The organism is Citrobacter sp. S55_ASV_140 (assembly GCF_018919505.1).
GTDB lineage: Bacteria > Pseudomonadota > Gammaproteobacteria > Enterobacterales > Enterobacteriaceae > Citrobacter > Citrobacter werkmanii.
On record NZ_JAHLQZ010000005.1, the window covers coordinates 1 to 26,829 of the forward strand.

21 protein-coding genes are annotated in these 26,829 nt (G+C 53.2%); 15 read left to right on the forward strand and 6 right to left on the reverse strand.

Features of this window, described 5'->3' with window-relative positions; all coding sequences use genetic code 11:
* The 4 genes from KQJ18_RS01815 to fucO form a co-directional block, all read left to right on the forward strand.
* Positions 1-1,304 (forward strand): FGGY family pentulose kinase (locus KQJ18_RS01815; protein WP_216421308.1); only part of this gene is annotated, 1,304 nt, incomplete at its 5' end.
* Positions 1,305-1,370: 66 nt separating this feature from the next.
* On the forward strand, positions 1,371-2,369 hold the full coding sequence (locus KQJ18_RS01820; RefSeq protein WP_038633242.1) for a LacI family DNA-binding transcriptional regulator: 999 nt from the start codon (positions 1,371-1,373) through the stop codon (positions 2,367-2,369).
* Between the two features lie 142 nt (positions 2,370-2,511).
* Positions 2,512-3,159, forward strand: a complete 648-nt coding sequence (gene fucA / locus KQJ18_RS01825; protein ID WP_003034062.1) for an L-fuculose-phosphate aldolase — start codon at positions 2,512-2,514, stop codon at positions 3,157-3,159.
* Between the two features lie 27 nt (positions 3,160-3,186).
* Positions 3,187-4,335, forward strand: a complete 1,149-nt coding sequence (fucO, locus tag KQJ18_RS01830; RefSeq protein ID WP_216421310.1) for a lactaldehyde reductase — start codon at positions 3,187-3,189, stop codon at positions 4,333-4,335.
* An 81-nt stretch (positions 4,336-4,416) separates the two neighbouring features.
* On the opposite strand, the gene xni is transcribed toward fucO, so the two are convergent.
* The 5 genes from xni to queF all read right to left on the reverse strand — a co-directional run bounded on the left by xni (position 4,417) and on the right by queF (position 10,890).
* The gene (xni, locus tag KQJ18_RS01835) at positions 4,417-5,172 is read right to left on the reverse strand and encodes a flap endonuclease Xni (protein ID WP_121529498.1); all 756 of its coding nucleotides are present in this window, start codon (positions 5,170-5,172) and stop codon (positions 4,417-4,419) included.
* A gap of 118 nt (positions 5,173-5,290) precedes the next feature.
* Positions 5,291-6,658: an L-serine ammonia-lyase gene (locus KQJ18_RS01840; protein WP_085048811.1), complete on the reverse strand. Its 1,368-nt coding sequence runs from the start codon at positions 6,656-6,658 to the stop codon at positions 5,291-5,293.
* 53 nt (positions 6,659-6,711) lie between these two features.
* Positions 6,712-8,001, reverse strand: coding sequence for an HAAAP family serine/threonine permease (locus KQJ18_RS01845; RefSeq protein ID WP_006687002.1), 1,290 nt, complete (start codon positions 7,999-8,001; stop codon positions 6,712-6,714).
* A gap of 562 nt (positions 8,002-8,563) precedes the next feature.
* On the reverse strand, positions 8,564-9,928 hold the full coding sequence (gene ppnN / locus KQJ18_RS01850; RefSeq protein WP_038633231.1) for a nucleotide 5'-monophosphate nucleosidase PpnN: 1,365 nt from the start codon (positions 9,926-9,928) through the stop codon (positions 8,564-8,566).
* A gap of 113 nt (positions 9,929-10,041) precedes the next feature.
* A complete protein-coding gene (gene queF / locus KQJ18_RS01855) occupies positions 10,042-10,890 on the reverse strand; it encodes an NADPH-dependent 7-cyano-7-deazaguanine reductase QueF (RefSeq protein WP_038633229.1) in 849 nt (282 codons plus the stop codon).
* 68 nt (positions 10,891-10,958) lie between these two features.
* Between queF and syd the strand changes: the two genes are divergently transcribed.
* The 8 genes from syd (at position 10,959) to KQJ18_RS01895 (ending at position 19,343) form a co-directional block, all read left to right on the forward strand.
* Positions 10,959-11,504, forward strand: coding sequence for a SecY-interacting protein (gene syd, locus KQJ18_RS01860; protein ID WP_216421311.1), 546 nt, complete (start codon positions 10,959-10,961; stop codon positions 11,502-11,504).
* Positions 11,505-12,136: 632 nt separating this feature from the next.
* Entirely contained in the window at positions 12,137-12,466 is a 330-nt protein-coding gene (locus KQJ18_RS01865) for a YqcC family protein (protein WP_216421312.1), read from the forward strand.
* Positions 12,466-13,248 carry a tRNA pseudouridine(65) synthase TruC gene (gene truC / locus KQJ18_RS01870; protein WP_042310721.1) on the forward strand — a complete coding sequence of 261 codons (783 nt, stop codon included), beginning with the start codon at positions 12,466-12,468 and terminating at the stop codon, positions 13,246-13,248. The genes KQJ18_RS01865 and truC overlap by 1 nt, the downstream gene beginning before the upstream one ends.
* 19 nt (positions 13,249-13,267) lie before the next feature.
* Complete coding sequence (locus KQJ18_RS01875; protein WP_038633219.1) at positions 13,268-13,717, forward strand: flavodoxin; 450 nt, start codon at positions 13,268-13,270, stop codon at positions 13,715-13,717.
* Positions 13,718-14,061: 344 nt separating this feature from the next.
* Positions 14,062-15,414, forward strand: coding sequence for a galactarate/glucarate/glycerate transporter GudP (gudP, locus tag KQJ18_RS01880; RefSeq protein ID WP_061382367.1), 1,353 nt, complete (start codon positions 14,062-14,064; stop codon positions 15,412-15,414).
* Positions 15,415-15,416: 2 nt separating this feature from the next.
* The gene (locus tag KQJ18_RS01885; protein ID WP_038633213.1) at positions 15,417-16,757 is read left to right on the forward strand and encodes an enolase C-terminal domain-like protein; all 1,341 of its coding nucleotides are present in this window, start codon (positions 15,417-15,419) and stop codon (positions 16,755-16,757) included.
* 20 nt (positions 16,758-16,777) lie between these two features.
* Positions 16,778-18,118 carry a glucarate dehydratase gene (gene gudD, locus KQJ18_RS01890; RefSeq protein WP_042310713.1) on the forward strand — a complete coding sequence of 447 codons (1,341 nt, stop codon included), beginning with the start codon at positions 16,778-16,780 and terminating at the stop codon, positions 18,116-18,118.
* Positions 18,119-18,200: 82 nt separating this feature from the next.
* The gene (locus tag KQJ18_RS01895) at positions 18,201-19,343 is read left to right on the forward strand and encodes a glycerate kinase (protein WP_204527596.1); all 1,143 of its coding nucleotides are present in this window, start codon (positions 18,201-18,203) and stop codon (positions 19,341-19,343) included.
* A gap of 43 nt (positions 19,344-19,386) precedes the next feature.
* Here the strand turns inward: KQJ18_RS01895 and barA are convergent, their stop codons facing one another.
* Positions 19,387-22,143, reverse strand: coding sequence for a two-component sensor histidine kinase BarA (barA, locus tag KQJ18_RS01900; protein WP_204527595.1), 2,757 nt, complete (start codon positions 22,141-22,143; stop codon positions 19,387-19,389).
* A gap of 57 nt (positions 22,144-22,200) precedes the next feature.
* Between barA and rlmD the strand changes: the two genes are divergently transcribed.
* From rlmD to mazG, 3 genes are all read left to right on the forward strand, one after another.
* The gene (rlmD, locus tag KQJ18_RS01905; protein ID WP_038633202.1) at positions 22,201-23,499 is read left to right on the forward strand and encodes a 23S rRNA (uracil(1939)-C(5))-methyltransferase RlmD; all 1,299 of its coding nucleotides are present in this window, start codon (positions 22,201-22,203) and stop codon (positions 23,497-23,499) included.
* Positions 23,500-23,599: 100 nt separating this feature from the next.
* The gene (gene relA, locus KQJ18_RS01910) at positions 23,600-25,834 is read left to right on the forward strand and encodes a GTP diphosphokinase (protein ID WP_042310708.1); all 2,235 of its coding nucleotides are present in this window, start codon (positions 23,600-23,602) and stop codon (positions 25,832-25,834) included.
* A 130-nt stretch (positions 25,835-25,964) separates the two neighbouring features.
* The gene (gene mazG / locus KQJ18_RS01915) at positions 25,965-26,756 is read left to right on the forward strand and encodes a nucleoside triphosphate pyrophosphohydrolase (RefSeq protein ID WP_085048930.1); all 792 of its coding nucleotides are present in this window, start codon (positions 25,965-25,967) and stop codon (positions 26,754-26,756) included.
* The last annotated feature ends 73 nt before the right edge of the window (positions 26,757-26,829 follow it).

Sequence of the window (26,829 nt, forward strand, 5' to 3'; positions counted from 1 at the left end):
AGGGCCTGGCGGTTTCACCAGGCGAACCATCAGACCATAACATCATTATGTGGATGGATCATCGCGCGGTGCAGGAAGCTCAGCATATTAACGCTACGCGGGATCCGGCTCTGCGTTACGTTGGCGGTGAAGTCAGCGTCGAAATGGAGCTTCCCAAGGTGCTGTGGCTAAAAAAACACTTCCCTGCAACTTGGCACAGTGCGCATCGTTTTTACGATTTGGCTGACTATCTTGTCTGTAAAGCCACCGGGAGTGACGTTGCCGGTCTGTGTACGCTGACCTGTAAATGGAACTATCTGGCCCATGAACAACGCTTTAGCCACTCTCTGCTCGACGCCGTAGAATTAACGGATTTAACGGGCAAAATCCCGTCGCATATTCTTCCGCCAGGCGCCGCCGTGGGAACGCTTAGCGCCGATGCGGCCCAGGCGCTGGGGCTGACGACGGCAGTTGTCGTCGCCAGTGGGATGATTGATGCCCATGCAGGCGGTTTGGCGCTTGCTGGCGTTGAGCCTACGGGAACGTTAGCGTTGATTAGCGGAACGTCAAACTGCCATATGCTGTGCAGCAAACAGGAAATTTATACGCCGGGCGTATGGGGACCGTATTGGTCTGCCATGCTGCCTGGTTACTGGTTGACGGAGGGAGGGCAAAGCGCTGCTGGGGCATTGGTCGACTGGACGCTCCAGGAATCAGGCGCGAGTGCCGAGCTATTTCATAAGGCCGAAGCGCGGGGTTGCCATCCGATCGTTTTAGTCAACGAATGGGTTGCGGAACTTGAGAGGAAGGAGTCTGAACCTGGTCGTTATTTGCATGTGCTGGCCGATCACCATGGCAATCGCTCCCCCCGCGCGCGACCCGATGCACGGGGCAGCGTCTGCGGCTTGACTCTTGAGCGAGGCGAGATGCAGGTGGCTCGTCTGTACCTGGCGACGTTACAGGCGATTGCCTGCGGCACGCGGCACATTATGGAAGTGATGCGTGAAAACGGCCATACCATTTCCCGACTGGCGCTGTGCGGCGGCGCAACGCATAACCCGCTGTGGATGCGGGAATATGCCGATGCTACCGGATGCGATATTCATCTTATGCAGGAGGAAGATGCAGTGACGTTAGGGGCAGCTATCACCGGCGCGGTAGCAAGCGGCGCGTGGGCGAATATTCCATCTGCATGCCAGGCGATGGTTCGCTCCGGCGAGATTATTAAGGCTAATCCGGCACGGCTGGACTTCTATGACCGCAAATACCAGGCTTATCTGATGATGTGGGATCAGCAGCAGGCGATTAACCAACTTATGCAGTAAGACAAAAGTTTAAAATACTTTTATGATTGGAGATTGACGTTTTTGGATGTGGACTGGGGCATATAAATGGCTAAAACAGTAGAACAGATAGCCAGCGATCTGAATTTATCGGTTACGACCGTACGACTGGTGCTGAACGGGAAAGCAGAGCAATATCGAATCAGTGTCAAAACCCAAACGCGTATTAATGAATATGTTGAGCGCTATGGTTACGTCATAAACCATTCAGCCCGTAGCCTGAAATTGAATAAAACGGATACATTGGGACTGATTGTTCCCAATATTTCCAACGTTTTTTTTGCCACTCTCGCCGAGAAACTTGAGCAACGCTGTCGTCGCTCCGGTTATCAGTTAATGATTAGCTGTACCTATGATGATGTTGATTACGAAAATAAATTGACCAAAGCGTTAATCGCTCGCAATGTTGATGGCCTTTTTATTGTTCCCTCTACATTGGAGAATCAGCAACACCATTTACGCCAGGTCAGAAAACCGATGGTGTTACTGGACCGTGATTTTAAGTATACCGATAACGCATTGGTTGAAAGTCATAATATTTTAGGTGGCGAAAAGTTGACGCAAAGTTTGTTTGATGCCGGAAAGGCTCCAATCTGGTTTTTAGTCGGAGATACCGGATTACCCAGTATTGGCGATCGTCTGCAAGGTTACCTTAATTCTTTGAAGAATAATGGTATTCATCACCGTGATTGGGTGCGTGAAGGTCCTGACAACACTCCTGAAGGTGGCTTTCAACTGATGGATAGATTGATTGGTGAACAGGGGCGGCCACAGGCGTTTATAGCCTCATCATTACCCGTACTGGAAGGTGCTATTAACGCTATTCGCCATCGTTTCGGCACAATTCCACCTGATATTAATATTGGCACATTCGATGAACATCCGATGCTGGGATTCCTCGCCAATAATGTCTGGTCAATGCAGCAGGATGAAAATGTTTGGGCGGAAAAAGCATTCGATATGATGATGAGTGCCATAGACGACCAACCTATTAAAGAAACTGTAAAAGTACCGATGAAACTTATTAAGCGCGTAAGACAACAATAATACGTTGCTATAAATAAATCGGCCAACTGGATCTGAATAAACACATTCAGTGGCTGCCCATATCTGAAACCTGACCCGTCTTACTCTGCGGCTACATTTTTCGCAATTAAAGACGAGGAGAAACTGTACCCGGAGAATCATTATGGAAAGAATGCGTTTGTCACGAGAAATCATTGAAACCTGTCTTGAAATGACCAGCCTTGGATTAAATCAGGGGACGGCGGGAAATGTGAGTGCGCGATATGAGAATGGGATGTTGATTACGCCCAGCGGTATTCCTTATGAAAGACTTACTGAAAACATGATCGTGTATGTAGATAACGACGGAAAATATGATAAAGGTCAGTTACCCTCCAGCGAATGGCGTTTTCACCTGGCGGCTTACCAGACGCGTCCGGACGCCAATGCGGTCGTCCATAACCATGCTGTGCATTGTACGGCCGTTTCGATTCTCAACCGTCCAATTCCGGCAATCCATTACATGATTGCGGCGGCGGGGGGAAACTCTATTCCGTGTGCGCCTTATGCGACGTTTGGTACACGAGAGCTGTCAGAGCATGTGAGCGTTGCCCTGAAAAACCGTAAGGCAACGCTTTTACAGCACCATGGGCTGATTGCTTGTGAAGCGAATCTGGAAAAAGCACTGTGGTTGGCGCATGAAGTGGAAGTTCTGGCGCGCCTTTATCTGAGCACCCTGGCCATTGTTGATCCGGTTCCGGTGTTGGACGATGAGGAGATCGCTATTGTGCTGGAGAAATTCAAATCTTACGGATTACGAATTGAAGAGTAATTTCGCATAGCGAAAAGGAGAAATACGATGGCGAACAGAATGATTCTGAACGAAACGGCATGGTTTGGCCGGGGAGCTGTTGGTGCATTGACCGATGAAGTCATCCGTCGTGGTTATCGCAAGGCGCTGATTGTGACCGACGAAAACCTGGTGCGGTGCGGTGTTGTCGAGAAGGTGACGTCCCGGATGGATGCCGCAGGCCTGGCGTGGGACATCTATTCAGGTGTTATTCCTAACCCAACCATTGCGGTGGTGCAGGAAGGATTGGCGGTCTTTGAGCAAAGTGGCGCAGACTATCTTATAGCCATTGGCGGAGGCTCCCCGCAGGATACCTGTAAAGCGATTGGCATTATCAACAATAACCCTGAGTTTGCGGATGTACGCAGCCTCGAAGGGTTATCCCCGACGCGCTGCCCGAGCGTGCCGGTTATGGCTATCCCAACCACAGCAGGGACGGCGGCGGAAGTGACCATTAACTATGTGATCACGGATGAAGAAAACCGGCGTAAGTTTGTTTGTGTCGATCCACACGATATTCCGCAGGTGGCGTATATCGATGCTGACATGATGGACGGCATGCCTGCGGCGTTAAAAGCGGCGACGGGTGTGGATGCCCTGACCCATGCCATTGAAGGATACATCACGCGCGCGGCGTGGGCGCTTACCGATGCGCTGCATCTTAAAGCGATTGAAATTATTGCCGGGGCTTTACGCGGATCGGTCGCGGGCGACAGTCAGGCGGGGGAAGCGATGGCGCTGGGCCAGTATGTGGCGGGAATGGGTTTTTCCAACGTTGGTCTGGGATTAGTACATGGCATGGCGCACCCGCTGGGCGCGTTTTATAACACCCCGCACGGCGTCGCAAATGCCATTTTGCTGCCGCATGTGATGCACTATAACGCCGAATACACCGGGGAGAAATTCCGCGATATCGCCCGGGTAATGGGGGTGAAGGTTGAAGGACTGACGCTGGCAGAAGCACGGAAAGCGGCAGTGGATGCGGTATTTGCCCTTAACCACGATGTTGGGATCCCGCGGCACCTGCGCGATGTTGGCGTACGCAAAGAGGATATTCCTGCGCTGGCGCAGGCTGCATTTGATGATGTCTGTACCGGGGGAAATCCGCGTGAAGCGAGCCTGGGCGATATCGTTGAGCTGTACCATACCGCCTGGTAATCACCCGGCGTTTATCCGGCCTACAGGGTTGTACGATAAGTAGGCCGGATAAGGTGTTTACACCACCATCCGGTAATAACACTACCGAGCCAGCCGTAGCTGCTGTAAATTCCCGTCGATATGTAAGTCCGTTTGCAGCCGTGCGATATCGCGACACAGAAACGCCATTTCTTTATGCATCTCAAGCTTCTTGCGCCACTTTTCCGGTACCTCATCAAGATGCGCGTAAATCCCTTCCAGCGTTGGAAACAGCGTCAGCAATTGTGTGGCGCTTTTGGGGCCAATACCTGCCACGCCAGGAACCTTTGAACTACCGATCCCGGCCAGCCCCCAGTAATCGGGCAGTTGTTGCGGCAGCACGCCAAATTCTTTCTCAATGAACGGTGCATCCAGCCAGCGCTTCTGAAAATAGTCGCGAATACGCAGCGTCGGGGAGAGCAACTGACAGTAGCCTTTATCGGTGGAGACGATGGTGGCCTGGTGTCCCGCCTGGCAAACTTTAACCGCCAGCGTAGCGGCTAAATCGTCGGCTTCATTACCGCTGGAGACCCAGCAGCAGACGCCGCGCTGTTCAAAAGCGGCGCGTAAGGCGGGCATTTCCTGATGCAAGTCATCTGGCATCGGTGGACGACCGGCTTTGTAGTCAGGCAGTCTTTGGTGACGCCAACCGCTATTGCGCGCTTCATCATCAAATACCGCCACGGCGTGCGTGGGCTGACTGTGCACAATTAATTGATCGAGCGCGTGCTGGCACGTCTCCACGCAGGGAGATCCCTGTACGGCGTGAATGCGGCGGATAAGATTCAGTGCATCGACAATAAGTAAGTGGACGGCCACGGTGTTCTCCCTAACAAATCAGGCTGTAGGGTAACATTCACGGCGGGGGGAGGCGAATATCTGAAATCAACATTTTGCCGGATGAGGCGTCAGCCGCCATCCGGCAATAGGCAGGGCTTTAATCGCAGGAGACAATCTTCATCGCCAGACCGCCGCGAGAGGTTTCGCGGTATTTGGCATTCATGTCTTTCCCGGTTTCGTACATGGTCTCGATGACTTTATCGAGGCACACGCGCGGTTCGCTGGTACGGCGCAGCGCCATACGCGCGGCGTTAACCGCTTTGACCGAAGCAATGGCATTACGCTCAATGCACGGTACCTGAACCTGGCCAGCAACGGGATCGCAGGTCAGACCCAGGTTGTGTTCCATACCGATTTCCGCCGCGATGCATACCTGCGTTGGGCTACCGCCCAGCAGTTCAGCCAGACCGGCAGCTGCCATGGAGCAGGCTACGCCAACCTCTCCCTGACAGCCGACTTCGGCGCCGGAGATAGAGGCGTTCATCTTGTACAGTGAACCGATGGCGCTCGCGACCAGCATGTAGCGTGCCAGCGAGTTAGCGTTCACTTCGCGGATAAACTTGTCGTAGTAAGCCAGCACGGCAGGAACAATCCCGCATGCGCCGTTGGTTGGCGCGGTAACCACACGTCCACCGGCAGCGTTTTCTTCATTCACGGCCAGCGCGAACATGTTGATCCAGTCAACAACCGCCATCGGGTCAGTGGTGGTTTTGTCCTGGCTTACCAGCATACGACGTAGCGCCGCCGCACGACGCGGAACGCGCAGTTTACCCGGCAATACGCCTTCGGTGGTGATACCGCGCTCAATCCCGCTACGCATCACTTCCCAGACGTTGGCAAAGTGCTGTTCCAGCTCTTCTTTGCTGTGCAGCGCCAGTTCGTTTTGCATCATCAGGCCGGAAAGCGACAGGCCGGTCTCCTGGCAATGACGTTGCAAATCCGCCGCAGATTTATACGGATACGGTACGTTTACCGGAGCGCTGTTCGGTAAACCAAAGTGTTCTTCATCAACGATGAACCCACCGCCAATGGAATAGTAAGTCTGGCTGTAAACGGCTTTTTCGCCCGCCAGTGCAGTAATACGCATCCCGTTTTCGTGCAGGGACAGATTGTCCGTATGGAAATTCATGCACTTGTCGACCGGGAATTCGACCTCATGTTGACCGTCCGCCAACAGCAAACGCCCATGAGTGTTCACATCCTGGATAAAGGCCGGGATGGCATCAATGTCTACGGTATCCGGCAGATTACCCGCCAGACCCATAATAATTGCGATATCGGTATGGTGACCTTTCCCCGTCAGGGACAAAGAACCATAAACATCAACCACTACGCGGGTTACGTCAGTGAGAATTCCGCGTGCAATCAGGTCATCCGTGAATTGTTTGCCTGCTTTCATCGGGCCAACAGTATGGGAGCTGGAAGGGCCAATGCCGATTTTGAAAATATCGAATACGCTAATCATGAGGCGTCCATTGTGTATCGAGGTGCGCCGCCCCGGGGAGCGGCGCAGGGGAATTAACTGAACAGAGAGTAGGAAATTGCGGAGATAGCGATCAGGCCCATAATTACAACGAAGACGTTGCTGATATGGCCGCTGTATTTACGCATTGCCGGTACTTTCTGAATGGCATACATCGGCATCAGGAACAGAATCATCGCGATGATTGGGCCGCCCAGGGTCTCAATCATACCGAGGATGCTTGGGTTCAGCGTCGCCACAATCCAGGTGGTTACCAGCATGAACAGCGCAGTGATTTTGTTCAGTTTGTTGATTTCGATGGTTTTGCCTTTGCCGCGCAGAGACTTAATCACCATACCGTTGAAACCTTCACGTGCGCCCAGGTAGTGGCCGAGGAAGGATTTGGTGATAGCGATCATCGCGATGATTGGCGCCATCCAGGCGATAATCGGCGCGTTGAAGTGGTTCGCCAGGTAAGACAGGATAGAGATGTTCTGCTCTTTCGCTGCAGCCAGATCCGCCGGGGTCAGGCTCAGTACACAGCTGAAAACGAAGAACATAACGGTCAGTACCATCATGATGTGAGCGAATGCCAGGATTTTGGAGCATTTCTTCTCAGCGTCATCACCGTACTCTTCACGCTTCGCCACGGCGAAGGAGGAGATGATCGGAGAGTGGTTGAAGGAGAACACCATTACCGGAATCGCCAGCCACAGAGTCATCCACAGACCGTTGCCGGTAGAAGCCGCAGAGTCAAAAGAGAGTGTTTCCAGCGCCGCGCCGCTCCACTGAGGGATCAGGTACAGAGCCAGCAGCATCAGGGCAGCAACAAACGGGAATACCAGGATGCTCATCGCCTTCACGATCATCTGCTCACCGAAGCGCACGATGGTCATCATGCCGACAATCAGGATCAGAGACAGGATGGCACGCGGCGGCGGAGTAATCGCCAGCTGGTGGGTCAGGAAGCTTTCAACGGTATTGGTGATTGCTACGCTGTAAACCAACAGAATCGGGTAGATTGCGAAGAAGTAGAGCAGGGTAATCAGTTTACCTGCGCCAACGCCAAAGTGTTCTTCTACAACTTCAGTAATGTCTTCACCCGGGTTTTTACCGGACAACACGAAGCGGGTCAGGCCACGGTGTGCAAAGAAGGTCATTGGGAAGGCAAGGATTGCCATGATGATCAGCGGGATCATACCGCCTACACCTGCGTTAATCGGCAGGAACAATACACCCGCGCCAATCGCCGTGCCGTAAAGGCCCAGCATCCACATGGTATCCGTCTTGCGCCATGCGCTGCGGGTCTGGCCCGTAACGATAGTGCTGGTTTGAGTGTTTTCCATCTATTTCTCCTGGAGGAAGCTTAAAAAGTCGGGTTTGGGGTCAATCCAATGAGAAAGAACCCGACTGTAAATCGAAATTCGTTGAGCGATTTTTTATATAATTTTTCGCCGTAATAATTTGCGGGCGGAAAGATACATTTTAGTAATGAATGTATCAGTGATCGCGATCCCAAATGCAATAATCCACCTTTTATGTGGATAAATTTGGACCATTAATCTGTTAAAAAATAGTCAAAGCGAATTTACGGGCGCAGAGGCTAACATTAACGACATATCTCATGAAAGCGAAGGCGCGAAGATACGAGCGTTACGCTGTAAAAACTGTTGTTTTTAGAGGATTTTGGCGACTAATAATAATTTCCTGAGATAAATAACGGTTGGTTTTTGGAAGTAATCGTTTGCGTGGCGCGTGATTTTTAACGACATATCATTGGTATTTATATAATCGTCTGAGCTATGTGACTGGTATCACTAAAAAAAGCCGGGAGGCGACTGCGCCAAACCCGGCTTTGATATGGACAAAACTGTCACCACGAGAGCGTCTGCTATCGGGTGTTGAAGGTCAGGCGCAGATCTCGTAGCAAGGGATGTACGCGGAGCCTGGCAACTTCATACGATGCTGCGCAACGAATCCCTGCAGGAGATCGTCCATGCGGCGCATCATTTCGCGGTCACCGTGGATTTTGTACGGGCCAAACTCTTCGATGGCACGAATGCCGACCTCCTTCACGTTACCGGCCACAATACCCGAGAATGCACGACGCAGGTCGGCCGCCAGAACTTCAACGGGTTGATCCGGATACAGTTTCAGGTTAGCCATGTTTTCATGGGACGGCTCGAACGGCATCTGTAAATCAGGTGCGATACGAATCGACCAGTTAAAGCTGTAGGCGTCTCCGGTGTCGCGACGGTTCTCTTTTACCAACGGCATCGCTTTTTTCATCAAGCGCGCAACTTCAGCCGCATCGTCAATGATAATGCGATAGTGTCGGCGGGCATCTTCCCCCAGCGTGTGTACGATAAACTCGTCCAGCACGCGGAAGTAATCGGCGCTCTCTTTTGGTCCGGTCAAAATCAGCGGTAGCACCTGATCTTTATTAGCCGGGTTCATCAGGATCCCCAGCAGATACAACAGCTCTTCCGCAGTCCCGACGCCACCCGGGAAGATGATAATACCGTGGGCGATGCGCACGAACGCTTCCAGACGTTTTTCAATGTCCGGCATGATGATCAGTTCGTTAACCAGCGGGTTAGGCGGCTCAGCGGCGATGATTGACGGTTCGGTCATACCAATAAAGCGGCTGTCTTTGTAACGCTGCTGGGCGTGACCGACCGCTGCGCCTTTCATTGGCGCTTCCATCGCTCCCGGACCGCAGCCGGTACAGATGTTCAACTCACGCAGGCCTAACTGGGTGCCGACGCGACGCGCATACAGGTATTCATTTTCGTTAATTGAGTGACCGCCCCAGCAGACGACCATGTTCGGCGCTTCACCGACATGTAGCGCTCGGGCGTTACGCAGGATCGAGAACACCAGGTTGGTAATATGCACTGAACTTTCGAGATCCAGATGCTGAAAACGACCCGCGTTATGGATCTGAGCATTGACGAACAGAATGTCGCGCAGCACGGCAAACAGGTTGGCCTGCAGCGCACGAATGATGCGCCCATCAACAAACGCATCTTCAGGCGGGTTAATCAGCTCCAGCTTCACGCCCCGTTCGCGGCGCAGCACGTTAATATCGAAATTTTCAAAGCGGGACAGCAGTTCTTTGCTGTTGTCGGTCAGACTACCGGAGTTCAGAACGGCAAGTGAACAGTTACGAAACAGTTGATACAGGTCGCTGCTGGCCGTGCGTTTAAGTAATTCGACTTCCAACTGCGACAACATGTCCATTGAGCCAAGTGGGCTAATATGTGTAATCAAGTAGACTCCTTATGGGACGCAAAACGTCATTCCCTGGTAGTTACAATAGCCCTGGCTGATGGCCTTTCACAACCTTGCGCGCGGAATCCGACACGCAAAATTGAGAAAAAAGATTACTGACGTACCAGTCGGCCCGTAGCTGGCGTGAAATCGGTATTGGTGCGCCATGGGTTAATGTCCAGACCGCCACGCCGCGTGTAGCGCGCGTAGACGCTCAGTTTCTCCGGCTGGCAGAAGCGCAGAATGTCATTGAAAATACGCTCCACGCACTGCTCGTGAAATTCATTATGGTGGCGGAAGGAGACCAGATAACGCAGCAGCTTCTCCCGGTCGATTTTGCGTCCGCGATACTGAATTTGTATGGAGCCCCAGTCGGGCTGGTGGGTGATCAGACAGTTGGATTTCAGCAGATGGCTGACCAGCGTCTCTTCCACCGCTTTTTCGCCGCTCACGGCATTTTCCAGATATTCAGTGCTGAACTGGTAGTTATCAATGACGATATCCTGATTATCGATACAGGTGCCGTTAAAGTGGGCGATCGGTTGTCCTTCCAGTTCGTCAAGGCGGTATAGCGCCACGCTGACATCGCCCTGAGCGCAGGCGCGCAGATCGTTTTCCAGCGTCTGGCGTACCGCCTCCCAGGAGTCAAAACGCGTCTGGTTAAAACTGTTCAGGTACAGCTTAAAGCTTTTCGATTCAATCAGATTTACGCTGGTGTAATCCAGCTCCACATGACCGACCGCAACCTGCGGTAAGCCGTTAGCATTCAGCCATGACAGTTCATACAGCGTCCAGATGTCGGCACCGTGGAAAGGCAAATTATCGGCCTTTAAATCCAGCGGGTCGCGGTTGAGGCTGCGCGGAACGCCCTGCAACAAACTGGCATCGTAATTGTCCCGGTAATCCGTTGATTTACCGAGAGTCAGGCCGTCAAGCGCCCGATGATTTTCATAAGAAGACATGTTTCACCGTCATAAACCAGATACACTATGCGACAAGTGTATCCTGGCTTTTGTGAAGAGAGAAATCAGTGGACGAATTGACAGCGCAGGCGTTGACAGCCTTTACGACGCGTTATTGCGACGCGTGGCATGACAAAAACAACAGCTGGCCGCTCAGCGAAGAGCTGTATGGCGTACCTTCACCATGCATCATTTCTTCCGCTAACGATGCGGTTTACTGGCAACCTCAGCCTTTTGTCGGTGAAAAAAACGTCAATGCGGTTGAACGTGCCTTTGACATTGTGATACAACCTGCCGTTCATACTTTTTACACCACCCAGTTTGCCGGGGATATGCACGCGCAGTTTGCGAATGAAAAGCTGACGTTGCTGCAAACCTGGAGTGAGGATGACTTCAGGCGCGTCCAGGAAAACCTGATTGGTCACCTGGTTACGCAAAAGCGACTCAAGCTCTCGCCTACGCTTTTTATTGCCACACAGGACAACGAACTTGATGTCATCTCGGTGTGCAATCTGTCCGGTGAAGTGTGCAAAGAAACGCTGGGAACCCGTCAACGAACGGTGCTGGCGGCCTCGCTTGCGGAATTCCTCACTCAACTTAAGCCAGTTCTATAATCCAGTTTGCCCTCAATCGTGTGAGATATCTCTTACAAACCCTGTAGGACATTGCCAGGTAATAAGTGAAGACTTAATGAATTGAAAAACTAATAATTACTTATAATTCAATTTGTTAATATTTTATTGTCAACTTTCATATGAAAATTATCTTAAGGGTATGTCTGTAGGTATCTTGTAAGACAAAGCGAAACAGGCGATTCTATATCTGTCGACAAGGAGTCGCACAACGAAGTGAACATCAGGATGATGGCTCTTCGGCAGGACACACCAGGATGGTGTTGCAAGGACAGGCTTCAGGATGAAGCAAAGAGGAAAGCGCGGGATGCGTTAAAGGACACCTCCAGGATGGAGAATGAGAGCCGGTCAGGATGTTCGGCGGGTCAGGATGGCCAGGACGCTTCAGGATGAAGTTTTCACATCGGGGTGGTGTGAGCAGGATGCAAAAGTTCAGGATGAACAAGGTCGCAAGACCACAGGAAAAGTTGTCACGGATGAGCAGGGAGCACCAAAAGTAGCTGGAATGCTGCGAAACGAACCGGGAGCACTGTTTTTACAGTGCTCCCTTTTTTTATTTCCTTTTCACTAATGCTATTCTTCGCGCCAGATTTTTCATCATTGAGGTTAATTTCATGACGACTCATGACCGTGTGCGCCAGCAGTTACACGCGCTTGAAGCGCTATTGCGTGAATATCATCACTGGCGGATGGACGAGCCAGCAGAGCATCTGTTTGCCAGCACGCAGCCTTTTTGTATGGATACCATGGAGCCGGTCGAATGGCTGCAGTGGGTGTTGATTCCCCGTATGCATACGCTGCTTGATAATGCGCAGCCGCTACCGCAGGCTTTTGCCATCGCACCGTATTACGAAATGGCGCTGACGGCCGATCACCCGCAACGCGACATTCTCCTGACGGCATTGCAGGAACTGGATGCGCTATTTACAAGTGATAACGCCTGATGCTGGAGATCCTCTATCAGGACGAATGGCTGGTTGCGGTCAATAAACCTTCTGGTTGGCTGGTTCACCGCAGTTGGCTCGACCGCGATGAGAAAGTGGTGGTGATGCAAACGGTGCGCGACCAGATTGGTCAGCACGTGTTTACCGCCCACCGGCTCGACAGACCGACCTCCGGCGTGCTGCTGATGGGGCTGTCCAGCGAAGCCGGGCGGTTGCTGTCTCAGCAGTTTGAACATCATCAAATGCAGAAACGCTATCATGCGATTGTGCGTGGCTGGCTGATGGACGACGCCGTGCTGGATTACCCGCTGGTGGAAGAGCTGGATAAGATAGCCGATAAATTTGCCCGCGAGGATAAAGAGCCGCAGCCTGCGGTCACCCATTATCGCGGTCTGGCGACGGTTGAAATGCCGGTGGCGACCGGGCGCTATCCCACCACCCGTTACGGGCTGGTGGAACTGGAGCCTCAGACCGGTCGTAAGCACCAGCTTAGACGCCATTTGGCTCACTTGCGCCATCCGATTATTGGCGACAGCAAGCATGGTGATTTACGGCAAAACCGCAGCGCCGCAGAGCATTTCGGCTGTCAGCGCTTGATGCTGCATGCCAGTCAGCTTGAGCTGACTCATCCTTTCACTGGCGAGCCGTTGGTTATTCGCGCCGGGCTGGATGAGGTCTGGATGCAGGCGCTGTCACAGTTTGGCTGGCGTGGACTTCTCCCGGAGAATGAAAGGGTTGAGTTCAGCGGGCTGTCAGGTCAGGATGAACAGATAGATTCTTAAGTCCCTGGAGATAAAGGTTATGGCGGAAATTGGAATTTTTGTCGGCACGATGTATGGAAACGCGCTGCTGGTTGCCGAAGAGGCCGAGGCGATTTTAACTGCGCAGGGCCATAAAGCCACGGTATTTGAAGACCCGGAGCTTACCGACTGGCAGGCATATCAGGATAAATATGCATTGGTGGTAACCTCAACGACCGGGCAGGGCGATCTGCCGGATAGCATCGTACCGCTGTTTCAGGGAATCAAAGATAGTCTTGGTTTCCAGCCGAATCTGCGTTATGGCGTCATTGCGCTTGGCGACAGCAGCTACGTTAATTTTTGCAATGGCGGCAAGCAGTTCGATGCGCTGTTACAGGAACAAAGCGCGCAGCGCGTAGGTGAAATGCTGCTGATTGATGCCAGCGAGCATCCTGAACCGGAAAGCGAATCTAATCCCTGGGTAGAAAACTGGGGCACCTTGCTTAAATAATCCTTCGCCCGCACGGGCATACAACCCCCATTAGAAAACCGTAGGCCGGGTCAGGCGAAGCCGACACCCGGCAATAAAACCCCAATTACGTGAACTAACTTCCATTGCTTTGGGCTTATGCCCCAAACAACTTCTCACTGCCTCCCTAATGTTGTGTTCATGCACGGTGAGGGAAAGTGGCACTCCTTCATATACTTTTCCCGTCAGTTCCCGGAATGGCAGCGAGTCAGAATAAAACGGCCCTGAGCTGTACCAAAACTGCCACACACTAACCTCTCATTCTGATCACCCTACAGGTGCTGTACAGAATGAACTGGCGCAAGCCAGGATTCAGGAGTGCAACAATGAGTTCATTAAGTCAGGCGGCGAGCAGCGCGGAAAAACGCACTAACGCTCGCTACTGGATAGTGGTGATGCTGTTTATCGTCACATCCTTCAACTACGGCGATCGCGCCACCTTATCCATTGCCGGTTCGGAGATGGCCAAAGACATTGGCCTGGATGCGGTAGGCATGGGGTATGTATTCTCCGCTTTCTCATGGGCGTATGTCATCGGCCAGATCCCCGGCGGCTGGCTGCTCGATCGCTTCGGCTCCAAACGTGTTTATTTCTGGTCCATTTTTATCTGGTCCATGTTTACCCTGCTGCAGGGCTTCGTCGATATCTTTAGCGGCTTCGGTATTATCGTCGCGCTGTTTACCCTGCGCTTCCTCGTAGGGTTAGCCGAAGCCCCCTCTTTCCCCGGCAACAGTCGTATTGTGGCGGCGTGGTTCCCGGCGCAGGAAAGGGGCACGGCGGTCGCTATCTTTAACTCGGCGCAATACTTTGCCACCGTTATCTTCGCGCCAATCATGGGTTGGCTGACTCATGAAGTGGGTTGGTCACACGTGTTCTTCTTTATGGGCGGTCTCGGAATTGTTATCAGCTTTATCTGGTTGAAGGTGATTCATGAACCGAACCAGCATCCGGGCGTAAACCAAAAAGAGCTGGAGTACATTGCCGAAGGCGGGGCGCTGATCAATATGGATCAGGCGGCAGCCAAAGCTAAAGTACCGTTCAGCGTGAAGTGGGGGCAGATCAAACAACTGCTGGGTTCGCGAATGATGATCGGTATTTATATTGGCCAATACTGCATTAATGCGCTGACCTACTTCTTTATCACCTGGTTCCCGGTTTATCTGGTGCAGGCGCGCGGTATGTCCATTCTGAAAGCCGGCTTTGTTGCCTCGGTCCCGGCCATTTGCGGATTTGCGGGCGGCGTGCTCGGCGGCATTATTTCCGACTGGCTGATGCGCCGTACCGGTTCGCTGAATATCGCGCGTAAAACGCCAATCGTCATGGGGATGCTGTTATCGATGGTGATGGTGTTCTGTAACTACGTCAACGTCGAGTGGATGATCATCGGCTTTATGGCGCTGGCCTTCTTCGGCAAAGGCATCGGCGCGTTGGGATGGGCGGTGATGGCCGATACCGCGCCAAAAGAGATCAGCGGTCTGAGCGGCGGCCTGTTCAATATGTTTGGCAACATTTCCGGCATCGTCACGCCAATTGCCATTGGCTACATTGTGGGCACTACCGGCTCGTTTAACGGCGCGTTGATTTACGTAGGGGTACATGCGCTGATTGCTGTCGTCAGTTATCTGGTGCTGGTGGGGGATATTAAACGTATCGAATTGAAACCTGTCGCAGGACAATGACGATGACAACACAATCGAGTCCCGTTATTACCGATATGAAGGTCATCCCGGTGGCCGGGCATGACAGCATGCTGCTCAATATTGGCGGTGCGCATAACGCATATTTTACCCGCAATATCGTGGTGCTCACCGATAACGCCGGCAATACCGGGGTTGGTGAAGCGCCGGGCGGTGAAGTGATTTATCAGACGCTGGTGGATGCAATCCCACAGGTGTTGGGACAGGAAGTCGCGCGTCTGAATAAAGTGGTTCAGCAGGTGCATAAAGGCAACCAGGCCGCTGACTTTGACACTTTCGGCAAAGGCGCCTGGACCTTTGAACTGCGGGTTAATGCGGTGGCCGCGCTTGAAGCCGCATTGCTCGATCTGCTGGGCAAGGCGCTGAACGTTCCGGTTTGTGAACTGTTAGGGCCAGGCAAGCAGCGCGATGCGGTCACTGTGCTCGGCTATCTGTTCTATGTCGGCGATCGCAGCAAAACCGATCTGCCGTATCTGGAGAGCACGCCGGGCCACCATGAGTGGTATCACTTGCGTCACCAGCAAGCGATGAACAGTGAAGCGGTGGTGCGCCTGGCAGAGGCTTCGCAAGATCGCTACGGCTTTAAAGATTTCAAACTCAAGGGGGGCGTACTGCCCGGCGAGCAAGAAATCGACACCGCTCGTGCGCTGAAAAAACGCTTCCCGGAGGCGCGTATTACGGTTGATCCCAACGGGGCCTGGCTGCTGGATGAAGCCATTTCCCTGTGTAAAGGGCTGAACGATGTTCTGACTTATGCTGAAGATCCGTGCGGTGCCGAACAGGGTTTTTCAGGCCGCGAAGTGATGGCCGAGTTCCGCCGTGCGACCGGTCTGCCGGTGGCGACCAATATGATCGCCACCAACTGGCGTGAAATGGGGCATGCGGTGATGCTGAACTCAGTAGATATTCCGCTGGCCGATCCGCACTTCTGGACCCTTTCCGGCGCGGTGCGCGTGGCACAGTTATGCGATGACTGGGGCCTGACCTGGGGCTGCCATTCCAACAACCATTTTGATATTTCGTTGGCGATGTTTACCCACGTTGGCGCCGCGGCACCGGGCAACCCGACGGCTATCGACACCCACTGGATCTGGCAGGAGGGCGATTGCCGTCTGACCAAAAATCCGCTGGAGATTAAAAACGGAAAAATTGCGGTACCCGATGCGCCCGGTCTGGGCGTGGAGCTGGACTGGGAGCAGATACAGAAAGCCCATGAGGCCTATAAGGCGCTGCCCGGCGGCGCGCGTAATGACGCAGGCCCGATGCAGTACCTGATTCCCGGATGGACTTTTGACCGTAAACGTCCCGTTTTCGGCCGCCACTAATTTTGAATAAGGATTTAAATATGAGCGCACAATTTACTACCCCCGTCGTGACCTCTATGCAGGTGATCCCGGTTGCGGGCCATGACAGCATGCTGATGAACCTGAGCGGTGCTCATGCCCCGTTCTTTACACGTAATATTGTGATTATTAAAGATAACTCTGGCCATACCGGGGTAGGGGAAATTCCTGGCGGCGAAAAAATTCGTCAGACCCTGGAAGATGCCATTCCGCTGGTGGTGGGTAAAACGCTGGGTGAGTACAAAAACGTACTGAACGCGGTACGAAATACGTTTGCCGATCGTGATGCCGGTGGCCGTGGTTTGCAGACTTTCGATTTACGTACCACTATTCATGTGGTTACCGGGATCGAAGCGGCGATGTTGGATCTGTTAGGTCAGCATCTGGGCGTCAACGTCGCATCTCTGCTGGGCGATGGTCAGCAGCGTAGCGAAGTCGAAATGCTTGGCTATCTGTTCTTCGTTGGTAACCGTAAAGCGACGCCGCTGCCGTATCAAAGCCAACCGGATGAAAAATGCGACTGGTATCGCTTGCGTCATGAAGAGGCTATGACCCCGGACGCGGTAGTGCGTCTGGCGGAAGCAGCGTATGAGAAATATGGTTTCAACGACTTCAAACTGAAAGGCGGCGTACTGGCCGGGGAAGAAGAAGCGGAATCTATTGTGGCGCTGGCGAAACGCTTTCCACAGGCGCGCGTCACGCTCGATCCCAACGGCGCATGGTCGCTGAATGAAGCGATTAAAATTGGTAAGTACCTGAAAGGATCGCTGGCTTATGCGGAAGATCCGTGCGGCGCAGAGCAGGGCTTCTCCGGTCGTGAAGTGATGGCGGAATTCCGTCGAGCTACCGGGCTGCCGACGGCGACCAATATGATCGCTACCGACTGGCGTCAGATGGGGCATACCCTGTCGTTGCAGTCCGTGGATATCCCGCTGGCGGATCCGCACTTCTGGACGATGCAGGGTTCTGTTCGCGTGGCGCAGATGTGCCATGAGTTCGGGCTGACCTGGGGCTCGCACTCTAACAACCACTTTGATATTTCGCTGGCGATGTTTACTCATGTCGCGGCGGCGGCGCCTGGGAAAATTACCGCTATCGATACCCATTGGATCTGGCAGGAAGGTAACCAGCGACTGACCAAAGAACCTTTTGCAATCAAGGGCGGTATGGTGCAGGTTCCGGCGAAACCGGGCCTGGGCGTGGAGCTGGATATGGATCAGGTGATGAAAGCGCATGAGCTGTATCAGCAACATGGACTGGGTGCACGTGATGATGCGATGGGAATGCAGTATCTGATCCCGAACTGGACATTTGATAATAAGCGCCCGTGCATGGTACGCTAAGCGGACTGGGACCGCTCCCATGAATGGAGCGGTTTTCCTCCTGGTGTATGCTTAACACAGTCAACATGCGTAAGGATGCTTTATGAAAATAGTGATCGCACCGGATTCCTATAAGGAAAGTTTGAGTGCGCTTGAAGTCGCAACGGCGATTGAACTGGGATTCCGTGAGATCTGGCCTGAGGCGGATTACGTGAAGATCCCGGTCGCAGATGGCGGTGAGGGAACGGTCGAAGCGATGGTTGCCGCTACGCAAGGCCACCTTGTGCATGTTGATGTTACCGGCCCTTTGGGCAATACAATTCAGGCTTTTTATGGTTTATCCGGCGATGAGCGCACGGCGTTTATTGAAATGGCAGCCGCCAGCGGGCTGGAGCAGGTTCCTGCTAATTTACGCGATCCGCTGAAAACCACCTCCTGGGGAACCGGGGAGCTAATTCGTCATGCGCTGGATGCGGGTGTGGAGCATATCATCATCGGGATTGGCGGTAGCGCCACCAATGATGGCGGTGCTGGTATGGTGCAGGCGCTGGGTGCAAGGTTGCTGGATGCGCAAGATGAAGATATTGCCCATGGCGCGATGGGCCTGGAATCGCTCACCCGGATTGATATCTCGCAGTTAGACCCACGTCTTGCCGGATGTCGTATCGAAGTGGCCTGCGACGTCACTAACCCGTTGACCGGTAAAGAAGGAGCCTCAGTGGTCTTTGGCCCACAAAAGGGGGCGACGGCGGAGATGATTCCGCGTCTTGATCGGGCGCTTACGCACTATGCGCAACTGATCGCGCGCGATCTGGACGTCAATGTGCTGGAGCTGGCCGGCGGTGGCGCTGCTGGCGGTATGGGGGCGGCGCTGTATGCGTTTTGCGGCGCACAGCTACGCCGCGGTATTGAGATCGTGACGGATGCGTTACGCCTGGATGCCTGCGTTGCGGATGCAGACTTAGTGGTGACAGGTGAAGGGCGTATCGACAGCCAGACTATTCACGGTAAGGTTCCGGTTGGCGTGGCGAAGATCGCAAAGCGTTACAACAAACCGGTGATCGGCATTGCCGGTAGCCTGACGGCGGATGTCGGTGTTGTACACCAGCATGGGCTGGATGCGGTTTTCAGCGTCATCTATACCATTTGTTCGCTGGATGAGGCGCTGAAGAACGCGAGTGAGAACGTACGAATGACCGCGCGCAACGTGGCTGCGACGCTGAAAGCGGGGCAACAGTTACGCTGAGTTACAGGCCGGATAAGGCGGTCACGCCACTATCCGGCGAATATCAGCCCAACAACCTCTTCGCTTCGCGGGCAACGTTGTCCATTTCATCCAGCAGCTCTAAAAACTCAGGCTCCAGCTCTTCTTCTTTGGTCCCGCTACGTAATTGTTGCTCAATGAGCTGGCACAGGTTTTTCATGCGCGGGACGCCGCTATAGCCGCAACTACCGTGCAGCTTATGAATCATATCCACCAGCCCTTCAGGGTTTTCGCCTACCAGTTGTTCTTCAATTTTGTTGCGCACCTCGGGTAGAAAATCGAGCAGCATTTGCAGCATATCCCGCGCCAGATCGTTTTTCCCCGCGGCTTGTCTTAATGCCAGTTGCCAGTCGAGCGTAGTATTCGGATTGACGACCGGCTCCGGAGGTTCAACTGCGAGTGCCCTAAGCGATGTGGCCGCGCCGGGTTTGTAGCGTAACAGGAGATTGTGCAGCTTATCTTCTTCGATAGGCTTCGCCAGGTAATCATTCATCCCGGCGCTGAGCAGCTTCTCTTTTTGCCCGGCCATCGCATGCGCGGTGACCGCAATAACTGGCGTCTGTTGTTGATGAGGCAACTGGTGGATCAGTTCGCAGGCGCGAATACCGTCCATGTCGGGCATCTGAATATCCATCAGGATCAGATCAAACGGCATCTGTTTGGCGCGATCCACCGCCTGGTGCCCGCTGTCGCAGAGTACGACGTGCTGTACCTTATCTTCCAGCAGTGCGCCGATCAGCTTGAGGTTCGCCGGGTTGTCGTCCACCGCCATAACGGTCATGGCGATTTTGCTTTCATCTGGCAATGGCTGATCCGCGCTGTAGTTCAACTGGCAATACTCTGTCAGCGCAGGCAGCAGTCGGGTTGAGGTGAGAGGCTTCAGCAGACACGCCGCCGCGCCGCCTTGTTTCAATTTCTCGGCGTTAATCTGTGCGTGACAGGGCAGGGCTAATAACAGGAAATCGGTCATCGCCGCTGCGCTTGCCAGCCGCTCATGTTGCATGGTGAGCGGTTCGCGCAACGTGACCGGAATGCCAATCAGCAGAATATCGTAGTGATCCTTCGGCAGCCCGGAGAATGAAGGGCTGTAAATCACCTCCAGCGGCGTTTCACTTAATATATCTAACGTGCATTGCGCGGCAGTGGCGTTAGGTTCGACATAAGCCAGTCGTTTACCAGCAAGGCACCGGGTTGTCGAGCGATCGATGAGAACGTTAGGGTTGAGATCGAGACTAATATGAAACCAGAAGGTGGATCCGCGGTTCGGCTGGCTATGGAAGGAGATATCCCCGCCCATTTCGTTGACCAGTTTTTGCGTAATGACCAGACCCAGTCCGGTACCGCCGTGGCGGCGGGAAATACTGGCGTCCGCCTGACGGAAGGCCTGGAACAGGCGTGACTGATCGCGCTCAGGGATTCCGATGCCGGTATCGCGGATTTGCACTTCAATTTGCACTTTCGTGTTACTGAGGGCGCGTTTCTCGACCAGAATGTCGATATTACCGCCTTCGGTAAATTTGATGGCATTGCCGACCAGATTGGTAATGACCTGCTGTAAGCGCAGCGGGTCGCCGATGACGTTGTCCGGCACATCATTCTTAATATTCAGCGTCAGCTCAAGCCCTTTATCATGGGAGGAATGCGCTAACAGCGTGACGACGTCATCCAGCGTGCTGCGTAGCGGGAACGGAATGCTTTCCAGAATGAGCTTGCCCGCTTCCAGTTTGGAGAAATCGAGCACATCATTGATGATGGCCAGCAGATTGTTGGCCGATCGCTCAATCGTGTTCAGGTGATCGCGTTGCGTGGTGTTAAGCTCGGTTTTCAGCGTCAGGCGCGTAAAGCCAATCACGCCATTCAGCGGGGTGCGTAGCTCGTGCGACATGTTAGCCAGAAACTCAGACTTAATTCGGGCCGCCTCCTGGGCGCGTTTTTTCGCCAGATCCAGTTCGACGTTCTGAATTTCCATCTGCTCCAGGGTTTCACGCAGGTCGGAAGTCGCCTGATCGATATTGTGCTGCATCTCTTCATGGTAGGCTGCAAGAGACATCGCCATCGAGTTGATACCGTTTTTGAGCATATCCAGCTCGCCCAGCATGAAACCTTCCACACGGCTGTCGAGCTGCCCTCTACGTATACGGTCAACGGTATTCACCATGTTGCGAATCGGGCCGGTTACGTCGCGCATCAGACGCCAGCCGAAAATTAACGCAATACCAATACAAAACAGCATCATTACGCTGGAGATAAAGATCTCTTTATATTGCTGCAGTCGAACCGACTTGAGGTCCAGTTCAAGCGCTACATACCCCAGCATATTTTGCGTATTTTTGGCGTCGCTTATGGCAGATTCATCCGGCGAATAGCTTTCCGATATAATTGGCGTTCGCAGGATCATGATATCCCCGAGCCGGGTGACGCTCAGCTTACGGGGAAACGGTGAACCGGTCGCCAGCTGCATTTCAGACGGATCGAGATGAAAATTGGAGGTGACAAACAGCCGGTTGTTCTCGTCATAGACAGAAATTGCCCGCACGATATCGGAATGGCGGCGATGCAGCACGCTGATGAGCTGGCCGATGGATTCCCTGTTTTGCAGGTTCATGCCATATTCGCTGGAGACCGCCAGTGGCTCTATGATACTGGCGCCGGCATCTTCCAGTTGACGCTGCAAGTCGTTATAGCGATGCACAACAAAAAAGATACTGAGCAGCAAACCAATCAGGACGGTCGGGGCCAGGATCAGAATCATCATGCGTGCGCGCAGGCTGTAGTTGGTCATGGAGTTCCGTTATGGGACAATTAGGGTCACACTGTTAAATAGAGAAATATCTCGTCGATGGCGCAATTCTACTCTGCAAAACGACGCGTGACGACGCGTCAGATCATAACCGTTACCGTCAATGACCTCGATCCTTTTGGTCAGGGTGTCGCTCGCCATAACGGAAAGGCTTTGTTTATACCGGAATTGCTACCCCAGGAAAGCGCAGAGGTGGTGATTACCGAAGATAAAAAACAGTTCGCCCGCGCGCAAGTAAAACGACGTTTAAACGACAGTCCACAACGTGAAGTGCCACGTTGCCCGCATTTTGGCGTCTGTGGCGGTTGCCAGCAGCAGCACGCCAGCATCCCGTTGCAGCAGCGTAGCAAAAGCGCGGCGTTAGCGCGTTTAATGAAATGTGAAGTGTCGGATGTTATAGCTGATACCCCGTGGGGCTATCGTCGTCGCGCACGTTTGAGCCTGAACTATCGGTCAAAAGAACAAAAATTGCAGATGGGTTTTCGCAAATCCGGTTCCAGCGACATTATTGATGTCAAACAATGCCCTATTCTGGTGCCCCAACTTGAAGCGCTGTTGCCCCACATCAGGGCGTGTCTGGAGAGTTTGCAAGGGTTACGTCATCTCGGTCATGTTGAGCTGGTGCAGGCAGGGAGCGGTGCGTTGATGATTTTGCGCCACACGGCGCCATTAAGTGCTGCGGATAAAGAAAAACTGGAATGCTTTTCGCATTCTCAGGGGCTGTCTTTGTTTCTGGCCCCGCAAAGCGAGATACTGGAATCAGTATCAGAAGAATCGCCCTGGTATGACTCAAATGGACTACGGTTAAGCTTCAGCCCGCGTGATTTTATTCAGGTCAATGCAGGGGTAAACCAAAAAATGGTCGCCTGTGCGCTGGAATGGCTGGATGTGCGACCTGAAGATCGCGTGCTCGATCTGTTCTGCGGTATGGGGAATTTTACTCTGCCGCTGGCTGTGCGGGCAGCAAGCGTGGTGGGGGTTGAAGGAGTACCGGCGCTGGTCGAAAAAGCCCGGGAAAACGCGCTGAATAACGGATTACACAACGTGACATTCTTTCATGAAAACCTTGAGGAGGATGTTACCCAGCAGCCGTGGGCGAAAAACGGATTCGACAAAGTATTGCTCGATCCTGCGCGTGCGGGGGCTGCCGGTGTGATGCAACATATTATAAAATTAAGCCCTGGTCGCGTTGTTTATGTATCCTGTAACCCCGCAACACTGGCTCGTGACAGCGACGCTTTGCTCAACGCGGGATATGCCATACGGCGACTGGCAATGCTCGATATGTTCCCGCACACTGGACACCTGGAATCGATGGTCCTGTTTGAGCGTTTGTAATGAAATTTGTACCCATTGGATTTCGGGTTGTAATGCAGCATGAAAGACAATGGGTATGGCTTGTCGACTTCGACAGGCCAGGCCCCTAAAGGAGAGGACAATGGTTGCGGTAAGAAGTGCACATATAAATAAAGCTGGTGAGTTTGATCCCAAGAAATGGATCGCGAGTCTGGGAATCTCCAGCCAGCAGTCGTGTGAACGCTTAGCCGAAACCTGGGCGTACTGCCAGCAGCAAACACAGGGACATCCTGATGCGGATTTGCTGCTATGGCGTGGCGTGGAGATGGTAGAAATACTCTCTATGTTGAGCATGGATATCGACACGCTGCGTGCGGCAATGCTGTTTCCTCTGGCGGATGCCAACGTGGTCAGTGAGGACATCCTGCGCGAAAGCGTGGGTAAATCCATTGTGCATCTTATCCATGGCGTGCGCGATATGGCGGCGATACGCCAGCTGAAAGCCACGCATACCGATTCAGTCTCTTCCGAGCAGGTCGATAACGTCCGCCGTATGCTGCTGGCAATGGTGGATGATTTCCGCTGCGTGGTCATCAAGCTGGCGGAGAGGATCGCGCATCTGCGTGAAGTGAAAGACGCACCGGAAGATGAACGCGTTCTGGCGGCAAAAGAGTGCACCAATATCTATGCGCCGCTGGCCAACCGTTTGGGCATCGGACAATTAAAATGGGAGCTGGAAGATTACTGCTTCCGCTACCTGCACCCGGCCGAATACAAACGCATTGCTAAGCTGCTGCACGAGCGTCGCATCGATCGCGAACACTATATTGAAGAGTTCGTTGGTCATCTGCGCTCAGAAATGAAAACGGAAGGCGTCAAAGCCGAAGTGTACGGGCGTCCGAAGCATATCTACAGCATCTGGCGTAAAATGCAGAAAAAGCAGTTAGCCTTCGATGAACTGTTCGATGTGCGCGCGGTGCGCATCGTGGCGGAGCGTCTACAGGACTGCTATGCCGCGCTCGGGATAGTACATACTCACTATCGCCATCTGCCGGATGAGTTCGATGATTACGTCGCTAATCCGAAACCCAACGGCTACCAGTCGATCCATACGGTTGTGTTGGGGCCGGGTGGAAAAACCATTGAAATCCAGATCCGCACTAAACAGATGCATGAAGATGCCGAACTGGGCGTGGCGGCGCACTGGAAGTACAAAGAAGGGACTGCGTCAGGCGCGGCGCGTTCTGGGCATGAAGACCGCATTGCGTGGCTGCGTAAGCTGATCGCCTGGCAGGAAGAGATGGCGGATTCCGGCGAAATGCTGGATGAAGTGCGCAGCCAGGTCTTCGATGACCGGGTTTACGTCTTTACGCCAAAAGGTGACGTTGTTGACTTACCTGCAGGCTCCACGCCGCTGGACTTTGCTTACCACATTCACAGTGATGTAGGGCATCGTTGCATTGGCGCGAAAATTGGTGGGCGCATCGTACCGTTTACCTACCAGTTACAGATGGGCGATCAAATTGAAATTATCACCCAGAAACAGCCAAACCCAAGCCGTGACTGGTTGAACCCTAACCTTGGCTATGTGACCACCAGCCGTGGTCGCTCGAAGATCCACGCCTGGTTCCGTAAACAAGATCGTGACAAAAACATCCTTGCGGGCCGCCAGATCCTCGACGATGAGCTTGCGCACCTGGGCATTAGCCTGAAAGAGGCGGAAAAACATCTGCTGCCGCGCTACAGCTTCAATGAACTGGATGAACTGCTGGCGGCGATTGGCGGAGGAGACATCCGTCTCAACCAGATGGTGAACTTCCTGCAGGCGCAGTTTAATAAGCCCAGCGCTGCCGAGCAGGATGCAGCCGCGCTGAAACAGCTTCAGCAGAAAACCCAGGCGCCGCAGAGTCGCCGTAAAGACGATGGTCGCGTCGTGGTGGAAGGGGTCGGTAACCTGATGCACCACATCGCGCGCTGCTGCCAGCCGATTCCTGGCGATGAAATCGTTGGGTTTATCACCCAGGGGCGCGGTATTTCCGTGCACCGGGCCGATTGCGAACAGTTGGCAGAGCTGCGTTCACACGCGCCGGAGCGGATTGTTGATGCGGTTTGGGGCGAAAGCTACTCGGCGGGATATTCGCTGGTGGTTCGCGTACAGGCCAACGATCGCAGCGGTTTATTGCGTGATATCACCACCATTCTTGCCAACGAGAAAGTGAACGTGCTGGGGGTTGCCAGCCGGAGCGATACCAAACAACAGTTGGCCACCATCGATATGACCATCGAAATCTATAACCTGCAGGTGCTCGGACGCGTGCTTGGCAAGCTGAACCAGGTGCCGGATGTGATCGACGCACGGCGGTTGCACGGTAATTAATTATTTTGTAGGCCGGATAATCTTGTAGGCCTGATAAAACGCGTTAGCGTTGCCATCAGGCATTGCCATGTTGCCGGATGTCGGCTATCGCCTTATCCGGCCTACCGTATTGAAATTTCAGGATTTTCACATGAACCAAATCGATCGACTGCTCGGTATTATGCAGCGCTTGCGCGACCCGGAAAACGGCTGTCCGTGGGATAAAGAGCAGACATTCGCCACTATTGCCCCTTACACTCTCGAAGAAACCTATGAAGTACTGGATGCGATTGCGCGTGAAGACTTCGACGATCTGCGCGGAGAGCTCGGCGACCTGCTGTTCCAGGTGGTATTTTATGCCCAGATGGCGCAGGAAGAAGGCCGTTTTGATTTCAATGATATCTGCGCCGCCATCAGCGATAAGCTTGAACGCCGGCATCCGCATGTATTCGCTGATGTTTCTGCCAGCAACAGTACTGAAGTGCTAACCCGCTGGGAGCAAATTAAAAGCGAAGAACGCGCCGGGAAAGCACAGCATTCCGCACTCGACGATATTCCCCGCAGTTTACCGGCGTTAATGCGCGCCCAGAAAATCCAGAAACGCTGCTCTAATGTTGGCTTCGATTGGAAAACATTAGGACCGGTTGTCGACAAGGTTTATGAAGAGATCGACGAAGTCATGTTTGAGGCAAAGCAGGCTGTTGTCGACCAGGCTAAACTGGAGGAGGAAATGGGCGATCTGCTGTTTGCCACAGTCAACATGGCTCGTCATCTGGGGACAAAAGCCGAGACTGCGTTACAAAAAGCGAACGAGAAATTTGAACGACGTTTTCGTGAAGTTGAGCGAATTGTCGCTGCTCGTGGTCTGGAAATGACGGGTGTTGATCTGGAAACGATGGAAGAAGTCTGGCAACAGGTAAAACGGCAGGAAATTGATCTCTAAGGGATTTCGTCGGTCAAGGGCGTTTTGTGTGATTTTTTAAATAACAAGCGCTTGATTTACGTCAAAAACATTT